The sequence below is a fragment of the Curtobacterium citreum genome (assembly GCF_006715175.1).
Lineage (GTDB): Bacteria > Actinomycetota > Actinomycetes > Actinomycetales > Microbacteriaceae > Curtobacterium > Curtobacterium citreum.
Genome location: NZ_VFMQ01000001.1, coordinates 2594886 through 2616146 on the forward strand (window position 1 = coordinate 2594886; position 21261 = coordinate 2616146).

General features: G+C 70.6%; 22 protein-coding genes. 6 read left to right on the top strand and 16 right to left on the bottom strand.

Annotation, left to right across the window (positions count from 1 at the left end; all coding sequences use genetic code 11):
* The 12 genes from FB462_RS12215 to FB462_RS12270 all read right to left on the bottom strand — a co-directional run bounded on the left by FB462_RS12215 (position 1) and on the right by FB462_RS12270 (position 13031).
* The gene (locus FB462_RS12215; RefSeq protein WP_058742375.1) at positions 1-279 is read right to left on the bottom strand and encodes a PTS sugar transporter subunit IIB; all 279 of its coding nucleotides are present in this window, start codon (positions 277-279) and stop codon (positions 1-3) included.
* A complete protein-coding gene (locus FB462_RS12220; RefSeq protein ID WP_058742376.1) occupies positions 276-722 on the bottom strand; it encodes a PTS sugar transporter subunit IIA in 447 nt (148 codons plus the stop codon). The genes FB462_RS12215 and FB462_RS12220 overlap by 4 nt, the downstream gene beginning before the upstream one ends.
* A 3-nt stretch (positions 723-725) precedes the next feature.
* The gene (locus FB462_RS12225; RefSeq protein WP_114849628.1) at positions 726-1838 is read right to left on the bottom strand and encodes an adenosine deaminase; all 1113 of its coding nucleotides are present in this window, start codon (positions 1836-1838) and stop codon (positions 726-728) included.
* Between the two features lie 38 nt (positions 1839-1876).
* A complete protein-coding gene (locus FB462_RS12230) occupies positions 1877-3166 on the bottom strand; it encodes a thymidine phosphorylase (protein ID WP_114849629.1) in 1290 nt (429 codons plus the stop codon).
* A 1-nt stretch (position 3167) separates the two neighbouring features.
* A complete protein-coding gene (locus FB462_RS12235) occupies positions 3168-3680 on the bottom strand; it encodes a cytidine deaminase (protein WP_114849630.1) in 513 nt (170 codons plus the stop codon).
* 19 nt (positions 3681-3699) lie between these two features.
* Complete coding sequence (locus FB462_RS12240) at positions 3700-4986, bottom strand: ABC transporter permease (protein ID WP_114849631.1); 1287 nt, start codon at positions 4984-4986, stop codon at positions 3700-3702.
* The gene (locus FB462_RS12245; RefSeq protein ID WP_208738912.1) at positions 4983-6362 is read right to left on the bottom strand and encodes an ABC transporter permease; all 1380 of its coding nucleotides are present in this window, start codon (positions 6360-6362) and stop codon (positions 4983-4985) included. Before FB462_RS12245 ends, FB462_RS12240 begins: the two co-directional genes overlap by 4 nt.
* Positions 6363-6411: 49 nt before the next feature.
* The gene (locus tag FB462_RS12250) at positions 6412-7932 is read right to left on the bottom strand and encodes an ABC transporter ATP-binding protein (protein ID WP_114849632.1); all 1521 of its coding nucleotides are present in this window, start codon (positions 7930-7932) and stop codon (positions 6412-6414) included.
* 82 nt (positions 7933-8014) lie between these two features.
* Positions 8015-9088, bottom strand: coding sequence for a BMP family lipoprotein (locus FB462_RS12255; protein ID WP_058742724.1), 1074 nt, complete (start codon positions 9086-9088; stop codon positions 8015-8017).
* A gap of 265 nt (positions 9089-9353) precedes the next feature.
* Positions 9354-9752 carry a hypothetical protein gene (locus FB462_RS12260; RefSeq protein ID WP_167510099.1) on the bottom strand — a complete coding sequence of 133 codons (399 nt, stop codon included), beginning with the start codon at positions 9750-9752 and terminating at the stop codon, positions 9354-9356.
* 131 nt (positions 9753-9883) lie between these two features.
* Complete coding sequence (locus FB462_RS12265) at positions 9884-11656, bottom strand: alpha/beta hydrolase (RefSeq protein ID WP_167510100.1); 1773 nt, start codon at positions 11654-11656, stop codon at positions 9884-9886.
* Positions 11657-11915: 259 nt separating this feature from the next.
* Positions 11916-13031 carry a mannose-1-phosphate guanylyltransferase gene (locus tag FB462_RS12270; protein ID WP_141862165.1) on the bottom strand — a complete coding sequence of 372 codons (1116 nt, stop codon included), beginning with the start codon at positions 13029-13031 and terminating at the stop codon, positions 11916-11918.
* Between the two features lie 187 nt (positions 13032-13218).
* On the opposite strand from FB462_RS12270, the gene FB462_RS12275 reads away from it, so the two are divergent.
* The 6 genes from FB462_RS12275 to FB462_RS12300 all read left to right on the top strand — a co-directional run bounded on the left by FB462_RS12275 (position 13219) and on the right by FB462_RS12300 (position 18790).
* Positions 13219-14457: a glycosyltransferase family 4 protein gene (locus FB462_RS12275; RefSeq protein ID WP_229666638.1), complete on the top strand. Its 1239-nt coding sequence runs from the start codon at positions 13219-13221 to the stop codon at positions 14455-14457.
* A gap of 77 nt (positions 14458-14534) precedes the next feature.
* Entirely contained in the window at positions 14535-14984 is a 450-nt protein-coding gene (gene sdhC / locus FB462_RS12280) for a succinate dehydrogenase, cytochrome b556 subunit (protein ID WP_114849864.1), read from the top strand.
* A 21-nt stretch (positions 14985-15005) separates the two neighbouring features.
* A complete protein-coding gene (gene sdhD, locus FB462_RS12285) occupies positions 15006-15452 on the top strand; it encodes a succinate dehydrogenase, hydrophobic membrane anchor protein (RefSeq protein WP_141862169.1) in 447 nt (148 codons plus the stop codon).
* Positions 15453-15493: 41 nt separating this feature from the next.
* Positions 15494-17302: a succinate dehydrogenase flavoprotein subunit gene (sdhA, locus tag FB462_RS12290; RefSeq protein ID WP_058742733.1), complete on the top strand. Its 1809-nt coding sequence runs from the start codon at positions 15494-15496 to the stop codon at positions 17300-17302.
* On the top strand, positions 17302-18075 hold the full coding sequence (locus FB462_RS12295) for a succinate dehydrogenase iron-sulfur subunit (RefSeq protein ID WP_058742734.1): 774 nt from the start codon (positions 17302-17304) through the stop codon (positions 18073-18075). Before sdhA ends, FB462_RS12295 begins: the two co-directional genes overlap by 1 nt.
* 70 nt (positions 18076-18145) lie before the next feature.
* The gene (locus FB462_RS12300; RefSeq protein WP_167510101.1) at positions 18146-18790 is read left to right on the top strand and encodes a TNT domain-containing protein; all 645 of its coding nucleotides are present in this window, start codon (positions 18146-18148) and stop codon (positions 18788-18790) included.
* A 110-nt stretch (positions 18791-18900) separates the two neighbouring features.
* Here the strand turns inward: FB462_RS12300 and FB462_RS12305 are convergent, their stop codons facing one another.
* The 4 genes from FB462_RS12305 to FB462_RS12320 form a co-directional block, all read right to left on the bottom strand.
* Positions 18901-19179: a DUF4190 domain-containing protein gene (locus FB462_RS12305; protein WP_058742736.1), complete on the bottom strand. Its 279-nt coding sequence runs from the start codon at positions 19177-19179 to the stop codon at positions 18901-18903.
* A gap of 94 nt (positions 19180-19273) precedes the next feature.
* A complete protein-coding gene (locus FB462_RS12310; protein WP_141862173.1) occupies positions 19274-20011 on the bottom strand; it encodes a DUF805 domain-containing protein in 738 nt (245 codons plus the stop codon).
* A complete protein-coding gene (locus FB462_RS12315) occupies positions 20008-20538 on the bottom strand; it encodes a DUF805 domain-containing protein (RefSeq protein WP_141862175.1) in 531 nt (176 codons plus the stop codon). Before FB462_RS12315 ends, FB462_RS12310 begins: the two co-directional genes overlap by 4 nt.
* 63 nt (positions 20539-20601) lie before the next feature.
* Positions 20602-21219, bottom strand: a complete 618-nt coding sequence (locus FB462_RS12320) for a DUF805 domain-containing protein (protein ID WP_141862177.1) — start codon at positions 21217-21219, stop codon at positions 20602-20604.
* Positions 21220-21261 lie beyond the last annotated feature (42 nt).

Genomic DNA, 21261 nt, shown 5'->3' on the forward strand with positions numbered 1-21261 from the left:
TCAGTGCTCCCCGAGCGCCCGGTCCACGGCGGCGGTGATCTCGCCCTGGTCGAAGTGGTTGCGGATGACGATGACCTCCGCGTAGGTGTCGCCGATCGCCTCGACGAACTCCGCGCTCGTCAGGATCACGTTCGCGTCCTCGGCGACGTCCCGCACCGAGGCGACGTCGGCCGCCTCGACCGTGGCGGCGAGTCCGAGCGCGTCGAGGGCCTTCTCGGCGTTCACCTTGAGGATGCCGCTCGAGCCGATCCCGGCGCCGCAGATGGTCACGATCTTCACGCGGGTGCTCCCATGATCGCCCGGACCTCGGCCGCGGACGTCGCCGCCGCGATGCGCCCGGTGACGGTCGGGTCGTTGAACAGGTTCGCGATCTCGCCGATCGACTCGAGGTGCGTGCCGACCTCGGCCACCGCGAGCCCGAGCACGACCGAGACGGGGTCGTTGTGCGGGTGGCCGAACGCCACCGGCTCCCGCAGGGTCACGACGGCGAGCCCGTCACGGAGCACTGCCGGCCCCGGCCGGGCGTGCGCGAAGGCGAGTCCGGGCGAGATCACGATGTACGGACCGTGCTCGTCGACCAGGTCGGTCATCGCCTCGGTGTAGGCGTCGGTGGCGGCACCGGAGGCGACGAGGGCGTCGCCGGCGAGCCGGAGCGCCGCGCGCCACGACGACGCGGACGCCCCGAGCACGACGGCGGGGTCCGGCAGCGGCGGCAACGGCATGTCCTAGGCCTCCTGGTGACCGGCCGTGATGGTCGCGATGATCTCCTCGCGGTCCTCCAGCGGCAGGAACGAGCCGAGCGCGGCGTTGATCTGGAACGCGGCGAGGTCGTCGAGGTCGTACCCGAACGTCGCCGCCAGCAGGGCCAGCTCGCGCGTGAGCGTGGTGCCGCTCATCAGGCGGTTGTCGGTGTTCACCGTGACCCGGAAGCCGAGCTGGTACAGCACGTCGAAGGGGTGGTCGGCGAGGTCGTCGCCCCACGCCGCGATCGCGCCGGTCTGCAGGTTCGACGACGGCGAGACCTCGAGCGGGATCTCCCGGTCGCGCACCCACGACGCGACCTCGCCGAGCGCGGCGAGGGTCGAGCCGTCCCCGGCGTCGGAGAGCGTGACGTCCTCGAAGATCCGGACGCCGTGGCCCAGGCGGAGCGCCCGGCCGTCGACGAGCGCCGAGCGGATCGAGGCGAGCCCGTCGGCCTCGCCGGCGTGCACCGTCACGGGGAAGAGCTCGGATGCCAGGTAATCGAACGCGGGACGGTGGTTCGACGCCGGGAACCCGGCCTCGGCCCCCGCGATGTCGAAGCCCACGACGCCGCGGTCGCGGTGCCGCACGGCGAGCTCCGCGATCTCGAGGGACCGGTCGGCGTGCCGCATCGCGGTGACGAGCTGTCCGACGCGGATCGACCCGCCGGCGGCGTCGACCGCCTCGGCGATGCCGGCCTGGACCGCCTCGACGGTCTCGTCGAGCGTCAGGCCGCCGCGCAGGTGCTGCTCCGGGGCCCACCGGACCTCGCCGTAGACCACGCCGTCGGCGACGAGGTCCTCGACGAACTCCTTCGCGACGCGGTGCAGCTGCGGCGCGGTCTGCATGACCGAGGTGGTCACGTCGAAGGTCTTCAGGTACTCGACGAGCGAGCCGGAGTTCGACTGCTCGGCGAACCAGGCCCCGAGCGCCGCGGGGTCGGTGGTCGGGAGCGTGACGCCCGCCGACTCCGCGAGCTCGACGATCGTGGCGGGCCGCAGCCCACCGTCGAGGTGGTCGTGCAGCGAGACCTTGGGCAGGTCGTCGATGACCGCCCCGGCGTCGGGCAGGCGGTAGGTCGGGGCGTCGGCGCTCATGCCCTCAGGCTATCGGTGCGCCCCGACCTTCCGCGCGCTCAACCGGTGATGCGCTCCCGCACGATCGGGCCCCGCTCGGGAGCGGTCTCCCCGATCGACCACGCGCCCTCCAGCGACTCCAGCGCCCGCTCGAACCGCGCCGGCTCGTCGGTGTGCAGCGTCCACAGCGGCTGCCCGGCCGTGACCGCGTCGCCCGGCTTGACGTGCAGCTCGATGCCCGCACCGGCCTGCACGGGGTCCTGCGCCCGGGCACGACCCGCGCCGAGGCGCCACGCGGCGACCCCGAACGGCAGCGCCTGCTGCTCGGTCAGGACCCCGGACGAGGACGCTGTGACGACGTGCTGCTCGCGGGCCACGGGCAGCGTCGCGGACGCTTCGCCGCCCTGGGCCTCGATCATCCGGCGCCAGGTGTCCATCGCCCGGCCGTCGGCCAGCGCGGCCGCCGGGTCGGCGTCCGGCAGGCCGGCGAGCCGCAGCATCTCCGACGCCAGTTCGACCGTCAGCGACACCACGTCGGCCGGGCCACCACCGGCCAGGACCTCGACGGACTCGCGGACCTCGAGCGCGTTGCCGATCGTCAGGCCGAGCGGCACCTCCATGTCGGTCAGGAGCGCCGAGGTCGCGACCCCGGCGTCGTTCCCGAGGTCGACCATCGTCTGCGCGAGCTCCTTCGACGCCTCGTACGTCGGCATGAACGCCCCGGAGCCGAACTTCACGTCGAGCACCAGCGCACCGGTGCCCTCGGCGATCTTCTTCGACATGATGCTCGACGCGATGAGCGGGATGCACTCGACGGTGCCGGTGATGTCCCGCAGCGCGTAGAGCTTCTTGTCCGCCGGGGCGAGCCCGGAACCGGCGGCGCAGATGACCGCGCCGACGTCCGACAGCACCTGCATCATCCGGTCGTTCGAGATCGACGCCTGCCACCCGGGGATCGACTCGAGCTTGTCGAGCGTCCCGCCGGTGTGGCCGAGCCCCCGCCCGGAGAGCTGCGGCACCGCGACGCCGAACGACGCCACGAGCGGTGCGAGCGGCAGCGTGATCTTGTCCCCGACGCCACCGGTGGAGTGCTTGTCGACCGTGGTCTTGCCGAGCGAGCCGAACGACATCCGCTCCCCCGACGCGATCATCGCGAGCGTCAGGTCCTTGATCTCCCGACGCTCCATCCCGTTCAGGAAGATCGCCATCGCGAGCGCCGCCATCTGCGGGTCCTCGACGTACCCGCGCGTGTACGCGTCGACCAGCCAGTCGATCTCGGGCGTGCTGAGGGCGTCGCCCGAACGCTTGGTGCGGATCAGGTCGACGGTGTCGAACGGCTCGACGGCCATGTCAGTGCTCTTCCTGGTAGGTGGCGAGGGTCCGGGGCCCGAAGGCGTCCGGCAGGACCTCGTCGATGGTGCGGATGCCGGAGACGGTCTCGAGGAGCATGCCCTCGGCGGAGTGCTCGAAGAGCAGCTGCCGGCAGCGACCGCACGGCATCAGGGTGGCGCCGTCGCCGTCCACGCACGTGAACGCGACGAGCTTGCCGCCGCCCGTCATGTGCAGCTGCGACACGAGCGAGCACTCGGCGCACAGGGTGACCCCGTACGACGCGTTCTCGACGTTGCAGCCGGACACGACCCGCCCGTCGTCGGTCAGGGCAGCGGCCCCCACCGGGAAGGACGAGTAGGGCGCGTAGGCGCGCCGCATCGCGGCCGTGGCCGCGTCGCGGAGCACGCTCCAGTCGACCGCTCGGCCCGCGTCGTTCCCGGGGTCGGCGGCACCGGCCGGGAGGATCGGGGCGGCGTCCGCCCCGTCGGTCGCGGCGACCGCCTGGTCACCCGCAGCGTTCGTGTCGGTCATGACCCGTGCCTCCCGTCCGTCAGCTCTTGATGTACGGCTTGCCGGCGGCCGCCGGCCCGCGCGACTGTCCGACCAGGCCGGCGACCGCGAAGATCGTGACCACGTAGGGCAGCATGAGCAGGAACTCGCTCGGGACCGGCGAACCGACCGCCGCGAGCGTGTTCTGCAGGTTCGAGGCGAAGCCGAACAGCAGCGCCGCGAACGTCGCACGGATCGGGTCCCAACGACCGAAGATGACCGCCGCGAGCGCGATGTAGCCCGCGCCGGCCGTCATGTCCTTCGTGAAGCCGCCCGCGGCGTCGAGCGTGAAGTACGCACCGCCGAGACCGGCGACGGCGCCCGCGATCGAGACGTTCCAGAAGCGCGTCCTGGCGACGTTGATGCCGACCGTGTCGGCTGCCTGCGGGTGCTCGCCGACCGCACGGAGGCGCAGGCCCCAGCGGGTCTTGAACAGGCCGAAGGTGACGACCGCGACGGCGACGTACGCCAGGTAGACCACGACGGTCTGCTCGAAGAAGATCGGGCCGATGATCGGGATCTGGTGGAGGAGCGGGATCTCGATCTTGGGGAAGCGGATGCCGACGTTCAGCGTGCCCTGGTTCGGCGACAGGACCTGCGAGTACAGGAAGCCGGTCAGACCCGAGATGAACGCGTTGATGACGACACCGACGATGACCTGGTCGACGAGGTACTTGATGCTGAACGCCGCGAGGACGAAGGACACCAGGACACCGGCGACGAGCGCGCCGACCAGACCGACCCACGCCGAGCCGGTGAGCGAGGCGATCATCGCCGAGGTGAACGCGCCGGCGAGGAACTGGCCCTCGATGGCGATGTTCACGACGCCGACGCGCTCCGAGATGACCCCGCCGAGGGCACCGAACACCAGCGGGACGCTGAGGCTCAGGGCGCCGACGAGCATGCCCGGGATGGTGATCGAGTCACCGGCGACGGCCCAGCTGAGGAAGCCGACGACGAAGACCAGCGCGAAGAGCGCGGTCACCCAGAGCGGCACCCGGCGGGCACCGCGCGTCTCGACGACCGCGTACACGGTGGCGAGGGCGAGCAGGACGATGGCGACCACGCCGGTGGCGGCGGCCGGCAGCGGGACGTTCGGCAGCGCGAAGAAGTCGCCGGCCGAGGCCAGGCGGAACGTCGCGGTGCCGGGGCGTCGGGCGAAACCGAACAGGACGAGGGCGAGGAGCGTGAAGACGCCGAACGCGACCGGGGTCTTCCAGCTGCGCGTCGTCTCGACGGGACGGTCGGCGGGCAGGGCCGGGACCGCGGTGGGGGTCATGGTGCTCATGCGGCGACCGCCTTCTTGCTGTTCTTGCGGACACGGCGGCGGGCTCCCGGTTGCGGGATCCGGAAGATCGCGCGGACGAGCGGCGGCGCGGCGATGAAGAGGACGATGAGCGCCTGGATCACGCCGACGATGTCGATCGGGATGCCGTTCGCGGCCTGCATGGCGTAGCCGCCGTTCTTCAGGACACCGAACAGGATCGCCGCCCAGAACACGCCCCACGGCTTCGAGCGGCCGAGGAGTGCGACCGTGATCGCGTCGAAGCCGATGCCGGCGTCGATCCCGGACGTGAAGCCCGAGGTCACCGCACCCTGCACCTGGTACGCGCCGGCGATGCCGACGAGCGCGCCGGAGATCACGAGCACCCAGATCGTCAGCGCGGGGACGCTCATGCCGGCCACACGGGCCGCGCGGGGGTTCTCGCCGATGGTGCGGAATCGGAAGCCGAGCGACGACTTGTTCACGAGCCACCACACGACGACGACCGCGATGATCGCCACGACGAACCCGAGGTTGATCCCGTACCGCGGACCGAAGAGCGCCGGGAAGACCGCGCTGTCCTTCGTCGCGGGCGAGATCGGGTTCGCGCTCCCCGGGGCCTGCAGGAGACCCGGGGTGCGGAGCAGGAAGCTGACCAGGTAGAGCGCGACGTAGTTGAGCATGATCGTGACGACCACCTCGTTCGCACCCGTCCGGGCCTTGAGCACGCCGACGATGCCGCCCCAGACCGCACCGCCGACGATGCCGGCGAGGACGGTGAGCGGGATGTGCAGCGCGGCGGGGCCGTCGAACGAGAAGCCGACCCAGCCGGCCGCCGCGGCGCCCATCAGGATCTGCCCCTGGCCGCCGATGTTGAACAGGCCGGCGCGGAACGACAGCGCGATGCCGAGACCGGCGGCGATCAGCGGCACGGCGTAGTCGACCGAGCGCGTGATCGGCACGATGGCCTGGGCGAAGGACGGTGCACCGAAGTTGATCACCGAGCCCTGGAAGAGCGACGCGTAGGCGCCGCCGACCGAGGTGCCGATCGCCTGCAGGGTGTCAGTCGGACGGGCGAAGAAGTACCCGGCGGCGGTGCGGACGTTCTCGTCGGTGACCGCGATCAGGATGCCGCAGGCCACCAGGGCGAGGACGACGGCCAGGACCGTCACGAGCACGGAGCCGTTCACGATCTGCTGCGCCGCGGCCCGCCACCGGTCGCCGCCCGCGCGCCGCTCGGAGTCGGCGGCGGAGTCGGTCATCAGGTGCGGGGTGGCCTCGGTGTCCTGCAGACGGTCGTCGGTGGGCGCGGGGGCCGGGGTTGCCGGTCGCGTCGTGTCGTCCGACGCGGGGGCCGGGGTCGCCGGTCGCGTCGTGTCGTCCGGCGTGGGGGTGCTCACGCTGCCAGCTCCGTTCCTTCTGCTGTGGTTGCTGCGAGTTCGGCGGCCATCATGCGACCTGTTCCGTTCCTTCGGGGAGTTCCCCGGCCATCATGAGGCCGAGGACGTCGCGCGGGGTGTCCGCGGGGACGATGCCGACGATGCCGCCGCGGTACATGACCGCGATCCGGTCGGCGAGCGCCACGACCTCGTCGAGCTCCGTGGAGACGACGATGACCGGGACGCCGGTGTCGCGTGTGGCGACGATGCGCTTGTGGACGAACTCGATGGACCCGACGTCGATGCCGCGCGTGGGCTGCGCGGCGACGAAGAGCCGGAGCTCGCGGCTGAGCTCGCGGGCGAGGACGATCTTCTGCTGGTTGCCGCCGGACAGCCGGCCGGCCGCCGTCGTGCGGGACGGCGTGCGGATGTCGAACTCGGCGATCTTCTCGTCCGCGAACGCGTCGCGCTCGGCGGAGCGGATCGTGCCGGCGCGGACGAACTCGTCGTGGTCGGCGCGGTCGAGCATCAGGTTCTCCGCGATGGTGAACTCGCCGACCAGGCCGTCCTCCTTGCGGTCCTCGGGCACGAAGCCGACACCCGCGTCGAGCACCTGCTTGACGGTGCGCCCGGTGAGCTCCTTGCCGTCGAGGGTGACCCGACCGGCGCGCACGGGCTCGAGGCCGATGATCGCCTCGGTGAGCTCGGTCTGCCCGTTGCCCTGGACGCCCGCGATCGCGAGCACCTCGCCGCGGCGGACCGTGAACGAGACGTCGTCGACGAGGACCACGCCCGAGGGGTCGGTGACCGTCAGGTGCTCGACGACGAGCGCGTCGTCCCCGCCGGTCGCCGGTGCCTTGTCGACCACGAGCGACACGGCACGGCCGACCATCAGGGCGGCCAGCTCGTTGTTCGTCGCCGTCGGCGAGGCCTCTCCCACGACGGCGCCGAGGCGGATGACCGTGATGCGGTCGGCGACCTCGCGGACCTCGCGCAGCTTGTGGGTGATGAAGACGATCGCCGTGCCGGCCTCGCGGAGCTGGCGCATGATGCCCATCAGCTCGTCGGTCTCCTGCGGCGTGAGGACGGCCGTCGGCTCGTCGAACACCAGGACCTTCGCGTCGCGGGACAGCGCCTTGATGATCTCGACACGCTGCTGCACGCCGACGGGCAGGTCCTCGACCCGGGCGTCGGGGTCGACGTCGAAGCCGAAGCGGTCGCTGATCTCCCGCACGCGGGCGCGGGCCCCGGCGAGGTCGAGTCGGCCGCCGAAGGAGGTCTGCTCCTGGCCGAGCATGACGTTCTCGGCGACGGTGAAGACCGGCACGAGCATGAAGTGCTGGTGCACCATGCCGATGCCGGCGCGCATCGCGTCGCCGGGTCCGTCGAAGTCCTGGACGACGTCGTCCAGGAGGATCTCGCCCTCGTCGGCCTGGTACAGGCCGTAGAGGACGTTCATGAGCGTGGACTTGCCCGCGCCGTTCTCGCCGAGGAGGCAGTGGACCTCACCCGGCTCGACGGTGAGCGAGATGTGGTCGTTGGCGACGAGTGGTCCGAACCGCTTCGTGATGCCACGGAGTTCGAGCTTCATGTTCCGGGGTCTGTTCCTGTCGGTGGTGCTGTGGACACGTCGATGCGGGCGGAGGACTCGTCCCCCGCCCGCATCGGTCGTGCTACTTGACGGTCGCCTTGGTCTCGACCGTGATCGAGCCGTCGATGATGCCCGACTTGATCTTGTCCAGCTCGCCCTGCAGGCCGGAGTCGACCTTCGACGAGTAGTCGTGGAACGGCGCGATGCCGACACCGTCGTTCTTCAGGGTGCCGACGTACGGGGTGTTCGAGTACTTGCCGTCCGCGGCCTGCTCGACGACGTCCTTGACGGCCGGGCGCATGCCCTTCTCGACGGACGTGAACGCGATGTCCTTGTAGCGCGGGTCGGCCTCGTACAGGTCGCTGTCCGCACCGATCAGGACCGAACCGTTGTTCGCGTCCTTGATCGCCTCGGCAGCCGACTGGTAGATCGGGCCACCGACGGGCAGGATCACGTCGGCGTTCTGGTCGAGGAGCGTCTGCGCCACGGCCTTCGCCTGCGTGCCGGCGTCGAAGCCACCGGTGAAGGAGCCCTTCTGGCTGTCGACGTCCCAGCCGACGACCTTGACGTCCTTCTTCTTCTGCTCGTTGTAGTACTTCACGCCGTCCGCGAAGCCGTCCATGAAGATGGTGACGGTCGGGATCTGCATGCCGCCGAAGGTGCCGACGACGCCGGACTTCGAGTACGACGCGGCCGCGTAGCCGGCGAGGAACGCCGCCTGCGAGGTGTCGAACGTGATCGGCTTGACGTTCTTGGCGTCGATCGAGTTGTCGTCGATGATCGCGAAGTCGGTGTCGGGGTTCGCGGCGGCCTGCTTCTTCGTGGCGTCGGCGAGGTTGAAGCCGACGGTGACGATGAGGTTGCAGTTCTGGCCGACGAGCTGCTGGATGTTCGAGTCGTAGACCGTCGCGTCCTTCGACTCGGCCGACTTGTACGTCGCACCGAGGTCGGCCGCGGCGTCCTTCATGCCCTCGAAGCCGAGCTGGTTGAACGACTTGTCGTCGAAGCCACCGGCGTCGGAGACCATGCAGGGGCGGAAGTCGCTCTTCTTCGACGTCGCGGTTTCGGACGGGGCGGCCGAGCAGCCGGCGAGGACTGCCACGGTGCCGGCGAGGGCGAGGCCGCTGAGCAGGACCTGGCGGGTACGAGATGTCACGGGTTGGTTCCTCCGGGGGGCGGTGCCCGGACCACGTGCGTTCCGGGCGATCGTGGCGACAGTACACGACCGTCGGGCCGGTACAGAACGCCCCTGAGGGACCGCTGGGATCAGTTACGGGATCGCGACCCCGTGGAAACAGGCCCGTAACCGGAGGCCACGCCGTCGACCCCACTTCGGGGGTCGCGGCGAGATTTCGTGGTGGAGCGCTACAGCCGACGCTGAGGATCGGGGGCCGTGCACGGAATCGTCATCCGCGGAGCGATCACTCGTCGGACAGCTGCTCCATGATCCGGTCGGCGTCGCCCGGGAAGCACCGTGAGAGGGCCTGAACTGTGTAGTTCCCCGAGTACGCGTACACGCTGATGCCGGCGATGTCGTCGCCGCCGCTCCCGAACACCGCGGGGCCGTCCTCCGAGTCGCGGACGACGACCTCCATCCCCTGAGCCCGCCAGTGGTCCGCCATCCGGGCCCCGTCGGCCGTCGGGTCCCCCGCGAGCTCGCTGCCCGTCAGGTACCGCCAGCGCGCGCCCTGCTCGCCGTCGGGCAACACACAGTCCTCGGCGTAGTCGGGGCCAGTCCGGGGCTTCCACACCCCACCGAGACGGGCTGTGGCGTCGTCCACCGCCTCGATCATGTGCTGCTTGGCGCTGTCGGCGTCCACGGTGGGCTCCGTTCGTCGTGTCGTGCTCGTGTCCGGCGCTCCGAAGGCGCACCCAGCGAGCAGACCGCTGAGCGTCGTCAGTAGGAGAGCACTCGCGATGCTGTGCCGCACGCAAGATGTGCTGATCGTGATCATCGGTCCCCGAGCATGGATTGGAAAGGCCCGAACAGCGCCTGATCCCGGTCGGTGGGAGGCTTCGGGACGAAGGGTGTCGCCGCTCCTTCGTGGCCTGTCGTGACCCGCCCGACGTTGTAGAGCGACTCGGTCTGCGCGTCCAGGTACCCGGAATGGTCACCGGTGAGCGGATCGTGGTTGAGCACTGGGCGTTGCTCTTCGACGGTTGCTGGATTCGTGTCCGTACCGAAAGTGGTGGCACCGAACACGCGTGTCGCCGGGTCGACGTGGTGGCCGGGAGCCATCCGCCCTAGGCCGGCGAGCTGATCACCGTGACCGGCCTCATCGAACACGACGTTCCGCGCTTGACCGACGTAGACGTGTTCTGCGTGCAACTTGCCGGCCGAGTCGACGTCGTTCGGTAGGCCAGCGGATCCCAGAGCAACGAAGCGGTCGACGTGCGCGCCGGTGGCCGACAGCGCGACGGCTGCAGTCGTGGTGCCGTACGAGTGCGCGACGACGTTCGTCGTCGGCATGTCGTCACCGCGGATCGCGCCCAGTCCGTCGATCGAAGCAGCGAGCTTCCGGCCGCCGACTTCCGCCTTCTGCATACCCAACACGGTCGTCACATCCGGTGTCTCGTAACCGATCCAGGCGATGACCGCTTGGCTGGGCTCGTCGACATCTCTTCCCTGTTCGTCGTAGATGTTCTGAGCAGCCCGCGCCCAGGAGCTCATGTCAGCGGTAGTGGTGTCCATCCCGGGCACCGCCCACGTGACGGAATTCGCGCTGTCGAGGTCACCTATCGACACGGCGGCGAGTGGAGGATGGTCCTCGGACAACGAGATGAGGTATCGCTGACCGTGGGCAGCCTGGTCAGGGACCTTCATCGCTGCGTTGATGTTCCGCAGTGCCTTCCGGTCCGCGTACAGCGCGTTGAGTTCCCGGGCGAGGGCGCTCGCTCCGTCCCCCGCCGATGCGACGGCGCCCTCGAGCTGCGCGATCTCGAGTTCCACGTCGCCCAGCCGCTGGTTGAGCACGAGGACGTTCGCTGTGCTCCGCGCCCAGTACGCGACCCCCTCGAGGTTCCCCAACCGGGCGAGCACCTCCGTCGGGAGCGCGTCGAGGACACCGGCGTCGGCCTTGGTCAACCCGAGGGCCCTCCACCCATCCGCGACCTGCGTCGGCGTCAGGCCCTCTGCGAAGAGCCCTCGCAACGCCGGAGCGGCCCGCCCGACGGCTGCGATGTCGAGTGCTGCATCTGAGAGGGACCCGTTCCCACCGGCCTGCTCGAACGCCTCGGCGACCTTGCCGATCCACGATCGGTCCTCATCGTTCTCCCGGACATAACGTTCGAAACCGTCGGGCATGCTCTTCCGGTCGAAGTGCACCCAGCCGCACGACGCCGTGAACGCCGACCAGGCGGTCCGCACGCGGTCAGCCTCGGCCGATGCGGTCGTGTCGAGGGCAGACACGGTCGACGCGAACCCCTGCAGTGCGCTCGGGTCCGCCGAGGACCTGCTCTGGCTCGCACCGTCGCCGTACCGCGCTCGCTCGCGACCGCGGAACTCGGCATCGACGATCGGAGGTCGGAGGGCCTCGCTCGACGGCTCACGGTCGACGAAGGTGTCCCACAGGTCAGTAGCGGTCCCGGCGAACGGGCCGGCGATCGCGCCGACCGTCTGCCGTCGCTCTGCCTCGCGAGCCTTCCACGCATCATGGGCGACCCGACGCGCCCGTTCTCGCTCCGCGGCGGCACGACCGACATCCGTCGCCAGGCCGTCGAGCACCCCCGTCAGACGGCCCCGGTCCTCGGCCTCGATGACCACTGCATCGCGGAAGCGGCGCGCGTACGAACCTTCGAAGTCCGCGAGGGCGTCCTCGGCGGCCTGCCGACGGCTCCCGGCCTGACCGCGGAGTGTGTCAGCCGCCGACCGCGCGACCCGCGCCATCGCCTCGGCGCTCCCCGCGTCGAACTCGATGTCCCCCATGCACGATCCCTCGTCGTCGGTGCTCATCCCCCAGCACCTGGAACATTACCGCACGGCCTCAGAGCACGTCGTCCCGCCCGCTGATCTTCAGCGCGTCGACGACGCCCTTGACCCGCTGGGCGTTCGCGCTCGTCGTGACGAGCAGCGCGTCCGGGGTGTCGACCACCACGATGTCCTCGACGCCGATCAGTGAGATGAGCCGTTGGCTGTGCGCGACGACGATGCCGCTCGACGAGTCCGCGAGGATGCGGGCGTTGTCCCCGAGGACCGCGAGGTTGTTCGCCCGACCGCCGGACTGCAGCTTCGCGAGCGATGCGAAGTCGCCGACGTCGTCCCAGTCGAAGTCGCCGGGGACGACGACCATCCGACCCGCGGCCGCCGCCGGCTCGGCGACGGTGTAGTCGATCGCGATCTTCTCGAGCGCCGGCCAGATCGCGTCCACGACCGCCCCGCGCGACGAGGTGTCCCAGGCGGCGGCGAGCTCCTCGATCCCGGCGAGCAGCTCGGGCTTGGTCCGACCGATCTCGGCGAGCAGGACGTCGGCGCGGGCGATGAACATGCCCGCGTTCCAGAGGTAGGTGCCCTGCTCGACGTACGAGCGGGCGGTGTCGAGGTCGGGCTTCTCGACGAAGGACCGGACCGCGTGCGCCGTCGGCGCCCCGTCGATGTCCGCGGGGGCGTCGTCGGCGTGGATGTAGCCGAAGCCGATCGCGGGCTCCGTCGGGGTGATGCCGATCGTGGTCACGTACCCGGCGCGGGCCGAGGCCACGGCTTCACGGACGGAACGGCGGAACCCACGCGCGTCACCGATCACGTGGTCGGCTGCGAACGAGCCGATCACGACGTCCGGCTCGCGGCGTCGGAGGATCGCGGCCGCCAGGCCGATCGCCGCGGTGCTGTCCTTCGGCTCGCTCTCGAGCACGACGTTGTGGTCGGCGACCCCGGGCAGCTGCGCCTCGACCGCGGCACGGTGCGCCCGGCCGGTGACGACCATGATCCGCTGGTCGCCGGCGAGCGGCGCGAGCCGGTCCCAGGTCTGCCGGAGCAACGAGCTGCCGGAACCGGTCAGGTCGTGCAGGAACTTGGGTGCGTCGGCGCGCGACAGCGGCCACAGCCGGGAGCCGATGCCGCCGGCCGGGATGATCGCGTAGAAGTCCTCGAGTGCGTCTGCCACGCGCTCACCGTACCGGTCCCGCCGGACGCGACCTGGACGCCGCCCGCACGGTGCCCGGACGCGCCCGCGCGCGCCGCGCGTCGGACCGGGCCCCGATCCTCCCGTCCGGGTGTTCACCACCTGCCTGCCGGGCGTTCACGCGGACCGCACCACCCGGTCACGCCGGCCGCGGAGCATGGGCCGCACCATGAGCGCACGCAGCGTGGAGCGCGGCACGTCCCAACGGACCGTGGCCGTCGTGACCGAGAGCTTCCTGCCCACCCTCAACGGCGTCACCACCAGCGTCCTGGCGGTCCTCGACCATCTGGAGCGCCGCGGGCACCGCGCGGTCGTGATCGCCCCGGACACCCCCGGACTCGCGCAGTTCCGCTCGAAGACGCAGGTGGAGCGCTACCGCTCCTTCGACGTCCACCGCATCCCGGCGGTGGCGTACCGCCAGTTCCCCGTCGCCCTCCCCCACCCGGTGCTCGACACGATCCTCGCCGCCTCCGGCGCCGACGTGCTCCACGCCGCCAGTCCGTTCCTGTTGGGTGGACGCGCCATCACGGCGGCCGGGAGGCTCGGCATCCCCTCCGTCGCCGTGTTCCAGACCGACGTGGCCGGGTTCGCACGCCGCAACGGCCTGACCGCGACCGTCCCGTTGGTGCGCAGGATCCTCGGGCGCATCCACGCCGGCGCGTCGCTGACGCTCGCGCCGTCGAGCGCGACCGCCGCGATGCTCGCCGAGGACGGCGTCCCGCGGGTGACGCGGTGGGGCCGGGGCGTCGACACGACGCTCTTCCACCCGGACCGTCGGCACAGCGCGTCGGTGCGTGCGGCACGTCGGCGGACCGCACCGGACGGCGAGACGATCGTCGGCTACGTCGGGCGGCTCGCGCCCGAGAAGGAGGTCGAGCGACTCGCCGAGCTCGGCGGCCTCCCCGGGATCCGGGTCGTCGTCGCCGGGGGCGGCCCGTCCCGCGCGTACCTGGAGCGTCGGCTCCGTCACCTCGACGTCACGTTCACCGGTCCGCTGCGGGGCGACGCGCTGGCCGACGCGTACGCGATGCTCGACGTCTTCGTGCACACGGGTCCCGCGGAGACCTTCGGCCAGACCCTGCAGGAGGCGCACGCGACCGGGCTGCCCGTGGTGGCACCGGCCGCCGGCGGTCCGCTCGACCTCGTCGCGCCGGGCCTCGACGGCGAGCTGTACGACCCGGACGTCCCGCAGGCACTGCGCCGGGCGGTGCTCGGGCTCGTCGGCGACCCGGACGCCGCGGCGCGGATGGGCTCGGCCGGGCGGCTCCGCGTCGAAGGCACCACGTGGGAGGCCATCGGCGACCAGCTCCTCGCGCACCACGACACGGCGCGGACGATCGGCGCGCCGCCTGCCCTGACGCGCACCGCGCGGGCCGGTCGGGACGAGAAGGTCAGCGCGGGCGCATAGGATGGGTCGTGTTCCACACGAACACGAACGGCAAGGGCTCGCCGATCGGCGAGCCCGTCCTATGGGAGGACTTGCTCATGGCCGAGCAGACCGCAGGCGGGACGACGGTGGTCGAACCGCGCGTGACGATCGATGCGCCGCGCGCGTCCCGGAAGCTCGAGGGGACGCTGTACCGCGGGTCCACGGGGATGTGGTCGTGGGTGCTGCACCGGATCACCGGCGTCGCGATCTACTTCTTCCTGCTGGTGCACATCCTCGACACGGCCCTCGTGCGGCTCTCGCCCGAGGCCTACAACGCCGTCATCGGGACCTACAAGACGCCGATCATGAACCTCGGTGAGATCGCTCTCGTGATGGCGATCGTCTTCCACGCCCTGAACGGCCTGCGCATCATCCTGGTGGACTTCTGGTCGAAGGGCCCGAAGTACCAGCGCGCCATGTTCTGGATCGTGCTCGTCGTGTGGGCAGTCCTCATCGCGGGCTTCCTCCCGCGCCAGCTCATGAACCTCGTCGCGGACTTCCAGTAGGCGAAGGGACGGGAGACGACCATGACCACACAGACCGTCGAGCCGCCTCGCTCGGCCAGCGCCGCACGCCGCACCACCAACTGGGAGAAGTGGGGGTGGATCTACATGCGCGCCTCGGGCGTCCTGCTCGTCGTGCTCATCTTCGGCCACCTCTTCGTCAACATGGTCGCGGGTGAAGGCGTCAAGCAGATCGACTTCGCCTTCGTCGCCGGCAAGTGGGCCAACCCGTTCTGGCAGGTGTGGGACTCGCTCATGCTGGTCCTCGCCCTGGTGCACGGCTCCAACGGCATGCGCACGATCATCAACGACTACGTCGCGAAGCCCGGGGTCCGGAAGACCCTGCTGCTCGCCGTGCTCATCGCCTGCGTCGCACTCGTCGTGCTCGGGCTGCTCGTCTGCTGGACGTTCGACCCGTGCCCCGCCGGCGCCGCCGCTGCGGACCTGCCGTCGTTCTGCCCGGCGCGCTGACGATCCCCGACGACCGCTCCTCCTCCGAACGAAAGACCCCTGTGCCTGCGAACACCCCGACCGAGACCACGGTCCACCACCACCAGCACGACATCGTCATCATCGGCGCGGGCGGCGCCGGGATGCGCGCCGCGATCGAGGCCGGCCCGAAGGCCAAGACCGCCGTCATCTCGAAGCTCTACCCGACCCGCTCCCACACGGGCGCGGCGCAGGGCGGCATGGCCGCCGCACTCGCGAACGTCGAAGAGGACTCGTGGGAGTGGCACACCTTCGACACGATCAAGGGCGGCGACTACCTGGTCGACCAGGACGCCGCCGAGATCCTGGCGAAGGAGGCCATCGACGCGGTCATCGACCTCGAGAACATGGGCCTGCCCTTCAACCGCACCCCGGAGGGCAAGATCGACCAGCGACGCTTCGGCGGCCACACCCGCGACCACGGCAAGGCCCCGGTCCGGCGGGCCTGCTACGCCGCGGACCGCACGGGCCACATGATCCTGCAGACGCTGTTCCAGAACTGCGTGAAGCTCGGCGTCGAGTTCCACAACGAGTTCTACGCGCTCGACCTCGTCATGGTGGACGTCACGGGCGACGACGGCGTCACGCGCAAGCAGCCGGCGGGCGTCGTCGCGTACGAGCTCGCCACGGGTGACCTGCACGTCTTCCACGCCAAGGCCGTGATCTTCGCGACCGGTGGCTTCGGCAAGATGTTCAAGACCACCTCGAACGCCCACACCCTGACCGGCGACGGCGTCGGCATCGTCTGGCGCACCGGCCTGCCGCTCGAGGACATGGAGTTCTTCCAGTTCCACCCGACCGGCCTCGCCGGCCTCGGCATCCTGCTCACCGAGGGCGCCCGCGGCGAGGGGGCGATCCTCCGCAACGCCTCCGGCGAACGCTTCATGGAGCGCTACGCCCCGACGATCAAGGACCTCGCTCCCCGCGACATCGTCGCCCGGTGCATGGTGCAGGAGGTCGCCGAGGGCCGCGGTGCCGGCCCGAACAAGGACTACGTCCTGCTCGACTGCACGCACCTCGGTGCCGAGGTCCTCGAGACGAAGCTGCCGGACATCACCGAGTTCGCGCGCACCTACCTCGGGGTCGACCCGGTCGTCGAGCCGGTGCCGGTCATGCCGACCGCGCACTACGCGATGGGCGGCATCCCGACGAACGTCAAGGCCGAGGTCCTGTACGACAACACCACCGTCGTCCCCGGTCTGTACGCCGCCGGCGAGTGCGCGTGCGTGTCCGTGCACGGCTCGAACCGCCTCGGCACGAACTCGCTGCTCGACATCAACGTGTTCGGCAAGCGCTCCGGCAACAACGCGGCCGAGTACGTCCAGACCGCGGAGTTCCTCCCCCTGCCGGAGGACCCGGCCGCCGGGATCCGCGACATGCTCGCGCAGCTGCGCTCCTCGACCGGCACCGAACGCATCGCCGTGCTGCGCAAGGAGCTGCAGGACGAGATGGACAAGAACGCGCAGGTGTTCCGCACCGACGAGTCGCTCGGCAAGATGACCGAGACCATCCACGAGCTGCGCGACCGGTTCCGCAACGTCGCCGTGCAGGACAAGGGCAAGCGGTTCAACACCGACCTGCTCGAGGCGGTCGAGCTCGGCTTCCTGCTCGACCTGGCCGAGGTCGTCGTCTACTCCGCGCGCAACCGCAAGGAGAGCCGCGGCGGACACATGCGCGACGACTACCCGAAGCGCGACGACGAGAACTACATGCAGCACACCATGGCGTACCTGACGGGCGACCCGCACTCGTCACTCGCCGACGACCACATCACGCTCGACTGGAAGCCCGTCGTGGTGACGCGCTACGAGCCGATGGAGAGGAAGTACTGATGACCGACACCCTGGTCTCCGACGCCCCCCGCACCGACACCGTGCAGGACGCCCCTCCCGGATCGTTCCCCGTGACGGTGATCGTCCGGCGCTTCGACCCCGAGGTCGACGACGAGCCGCGCTGGCAGGACTTCGACGTCATGATGCTGCCGACCGACCGCATCCTCGACGCCCTGCACAAGATCAAGTGGGAGCAGGACGGGTCGCTGACGTTCCGCCGTTCCTGCGCGCACGGCGTGTGCGGGTCGGACGCGATGCGGATCAACGGGCGCAACCGTCTGGCGTGCAAGACGCTCATCAAGGACCTCGACGTGTCGAAGCCGATCTACGTCGAGGCGATCAAGGGCCTGCCGCTCGAGAAGGACCTCGTCGTCGACATGGAGCCCTTCTTCCAGTCCTTCCGCGAGGTCCAGCCGTTCCTGCAGGCGTCGAGCAAGCCGGAGAAGGGCAAGGAGCGCGTGCAGTCCGTCGCGGACCGCGCCCGCTTCGACGACACCACGAAGTGCATCCTCTGCGCCGCGTGCACGTCGTCCTGCCCGGTGTTCTGGACTGACGGCCAGTACTTCGGTCCGGCGGCCATCGTGAACGCCCACCGCTTCATCTTCGACTCCCGCGACGACGCCGCGAACGTGCGGCTCGACATCCTCAACGACAAGGAGGGCGTCTGGCGCTGCCGCACGACCTTCAACTGCTCCGAGGCCTGCCCGCGCGGGATCCAGGTGACGAAGGCCATCTCCGAGGTCAAGCAGGCGATCATGCGCGGCGGCGCGTGAGGTCGGTGCTCACCGAGCACCCAGCGGGGTCTCGGCGAACGGCATGTCGGCGCCCGGTAGGCTCGCGGCCATGACGTTCGCGGAGACCCGCCCCATCCTCGACCAGCTCGGCTACACCGTTCGGTACGTGCAGCTCCCCGGGGAGCAACTGCACGAGCCGCCGGTGGAGGGCGCGCTCCGCATCGTGCCGGCAGACCAGCCGGACGACTTCGCACTCGAGGTCGTCGACTACGGCACCGCGCGTCGGCTCGCGACCGCCCGTGGCGAGGCCGATGCGGTCGAGATGCTGCGGCGTTTCCTGAACCGCGCGTTCCCGGCGCCGCGGGACATCCCCCGCCACGAGCTCGACGGGCTCCGCGATCGTGCCGCCTCGACGTACCCGCAGCTCGCGCAGCAGGTCGCCCAGGCCGGCGACCAGGGCCTGCGCATCCAGATCCCCGCGGGCGTGCCCGTCGACCGCGTCGGCGGTCCGGACGGGTACCTGCTGCACCCGCTCGACACCCCGCTCCCCCAGCGTTCCCTGCCGCCCCACGTCGCGGCGGCGCCCGAGGTGCACCGGTACGTCGTCGACCGGCCGTTCCTGGTCGAGGTCTCGTTCGTGCAGCCCTGGTTCGACCAGCCCGGCGGTGCGCTGCGCTTCCGGACCGCGGACCCGTCGGTCACAATCCGCGACCTCGTCGTCGACGGCTCGCTCGTCCGGCTCCGCGTGGTCTGACCAGCGGCGCCCGGCTCGAGCACGACCAAGCGGCCCATCCCTGACGAGGTGGGCCGCTTCATCGTGCCGCGAGTGTCGGCTCAGGAGCCGCCCGTCGCGCGGGTGTCGGCTCAGTAGCCGCCGGTGGTGCCCTGCATGTTCGCCGCTGCGGAGAACACGACGATCATCGACACGATGCTGAGCACGATCGACAGGGCGCTGATGATCACGCCGGCCAGCGCGAGTCCACGACCGCGCTCACCGGTGCGCTTGAGCTGGACGAGCGCAATGATGCTGACGACGAGTCCGGCGATGTTCACGACGAAGGCCAGGACGAACCCGACGATCGCGAGGACGCTGAAGCGGTCGGACGCCGGCGCTGCGGGCTTGTACGGCTGGGCGGTGGTCATGGGGTCCCCCTCGGGATGTGTGCTGCAGGACCAGACCGGGCGGCTGGTCGGCACCAATGTACCGGCGGCGGGGCGTCCCGTCCGCGGCGCGACGTCAGGCCTTCGGCTGGCCGTCCGGGCGGTCGTACTGCGCGCCCGCAGGGTTCGACTCGAGAGCACCGAACACGATCGCCGCGATGCCGGTCACGAGCGAGATGAGCCAGAAGGGTCCGGCGAGGTTCGCGTCGTGCACCCGGCGCCACCCGAGCGCGAAGGTCGGCACGATGGTCGCCGCCCACCACACGAAGTACAGCACGAGGAACAGGATGCCGACGACCGGGACCGAGCCGTTCGAGGTGGACTGCCCGTACTCGTCGACCGTCGTGGACGACGCCGCCCAGGCGATCATGCCGGCGATGTAGCCGCCGAACAGGATCGTCGAGATGATCGCGTTCGCGAGGAACCAGTACCAGAACTCGCTGCGGCTGGCGCGACCGTCGAACCGCGCGTACTTCTTCCAGAACCGGGTGAAGGCGTCGAGGAACCCGATGCCGTACCAGGGCGCCCAGAGGGGCGGAGCGCCGCTCGCGTCCCGCGGGATCGGTCCGGCGGGGACGTACTGCGGGTAGGGCAGGCCGGCCTGGGGCTGCCCGTACTGGGGCTGCTGCCCGTACGGCTGCTGTGGCTGCCCGTACGGCTGGGGCTGCTGCCCGTACTGCTGGGGCTGCCCGTACGGCTGCGGCGGCTGCGCGTACTGGGGCTGCTGCCCGTACGGCTGCGGCTGCCCGTACTGCGGCTGCTGGTCGCCGGGCTGGTCCGGCTTGCCCCACTGCGGGGTCTGGTCGTTCGTCATCGTCCTGCCTCCGGTCGGTCGTGTCGGGCGCCCTCGGGGTTCGACGGCAGGAGACCGAAGACGATCCCCACGATCCCGACGAACACCGCGATCAGGTACAGCGCACCGGGCAGGTTCGCGTCGTGCAGACGCCGCCACCCGAGGGCAAGGGTCGGCACGATGGTCGCGAGCCACCACAGCGCGGGCAGGGTCAGGAGGAGCCAGAACACCGGCCCCGGCGGGGTCGTCGCCTGGTAGACCTGGCCGCCGCCGAGGTCGTAGGTCCGGTACTCGACCGTCGCGACCCGGTAGGCGATCGCGACCGCCACCAGGATGAACGACACCCCGGCGACCACCAGGTACGCCCACCAGAACTCGCTGCGACTCGCTCGACCGCTGAAGGTCGCGTACTTGCGGAAGAAGCGTCCGACCGCCTGCCCGAACGACGCGCCGTACCGGGGCGCCCAGATGGGCGGCTCACCCGTTGGGCCGCCGGACTCCGGCTCGGTCGCGGTACGGTACGGCGCTCCTGGTTGCTGCTGTGTCACGGTGTCCCCCTCGTGGTCGGTGCTGCGTTCCCCACGATCCAACCAGAACGACCGGCCCACATGTCACACCTGATCGGGTCGGTCGAACCGCTGCCCCTGGGGATCGGTCCCGATCAGTCCGACGATCAGCGCGAAGAGCACGCCGATCGGCGGGATGATGAAGAAGAGGGCGAAGTACCCGGACAGGTTCACGTCGTGCAGGCGCCGCATGGTCAGCGCGACGAAGCCGATCGCGCACGCCAGCGACCAGAGCGTCGTGATGCCGTCGTCCGCGTTCGAGACGAAGGGCAGCCCGTCGAGCAGGCCGCCGAGGATGCCCGCCACCACCGATCCGATCGCGTACCAGAGCGCCCAGAACCAGAACTCGCTGCGGCTCGCGCGGCCGTCGAACCGGACGTACTTCTTCCAGAAGCGGGTGAACGCCTCGTGGAACGGGATGCCGTACCACGGCGCCCACAGCGGCGGGACCTGCCCCCGACCGGGCGCGGGCGGCCGCTGGCCGTACTGCTGTTGCGAGTACGGCGGCTGCTGCGAGTACGGCGGCTGCTGCCCGTACGGGGGCTGCTGCCCGTACGACGGCTGCTGCCCGTACGACGGCTGCTGCCCGTACGACGGCTGCTGCCCGTACGACGGCTGCTGACCGTACGACGGCTGCTGACCGTAGGGGTCCTGGTTGCTCATGGGGTCCTCCCGGATCGCGGTGCCCTCCGAGTCTGGCAGCCC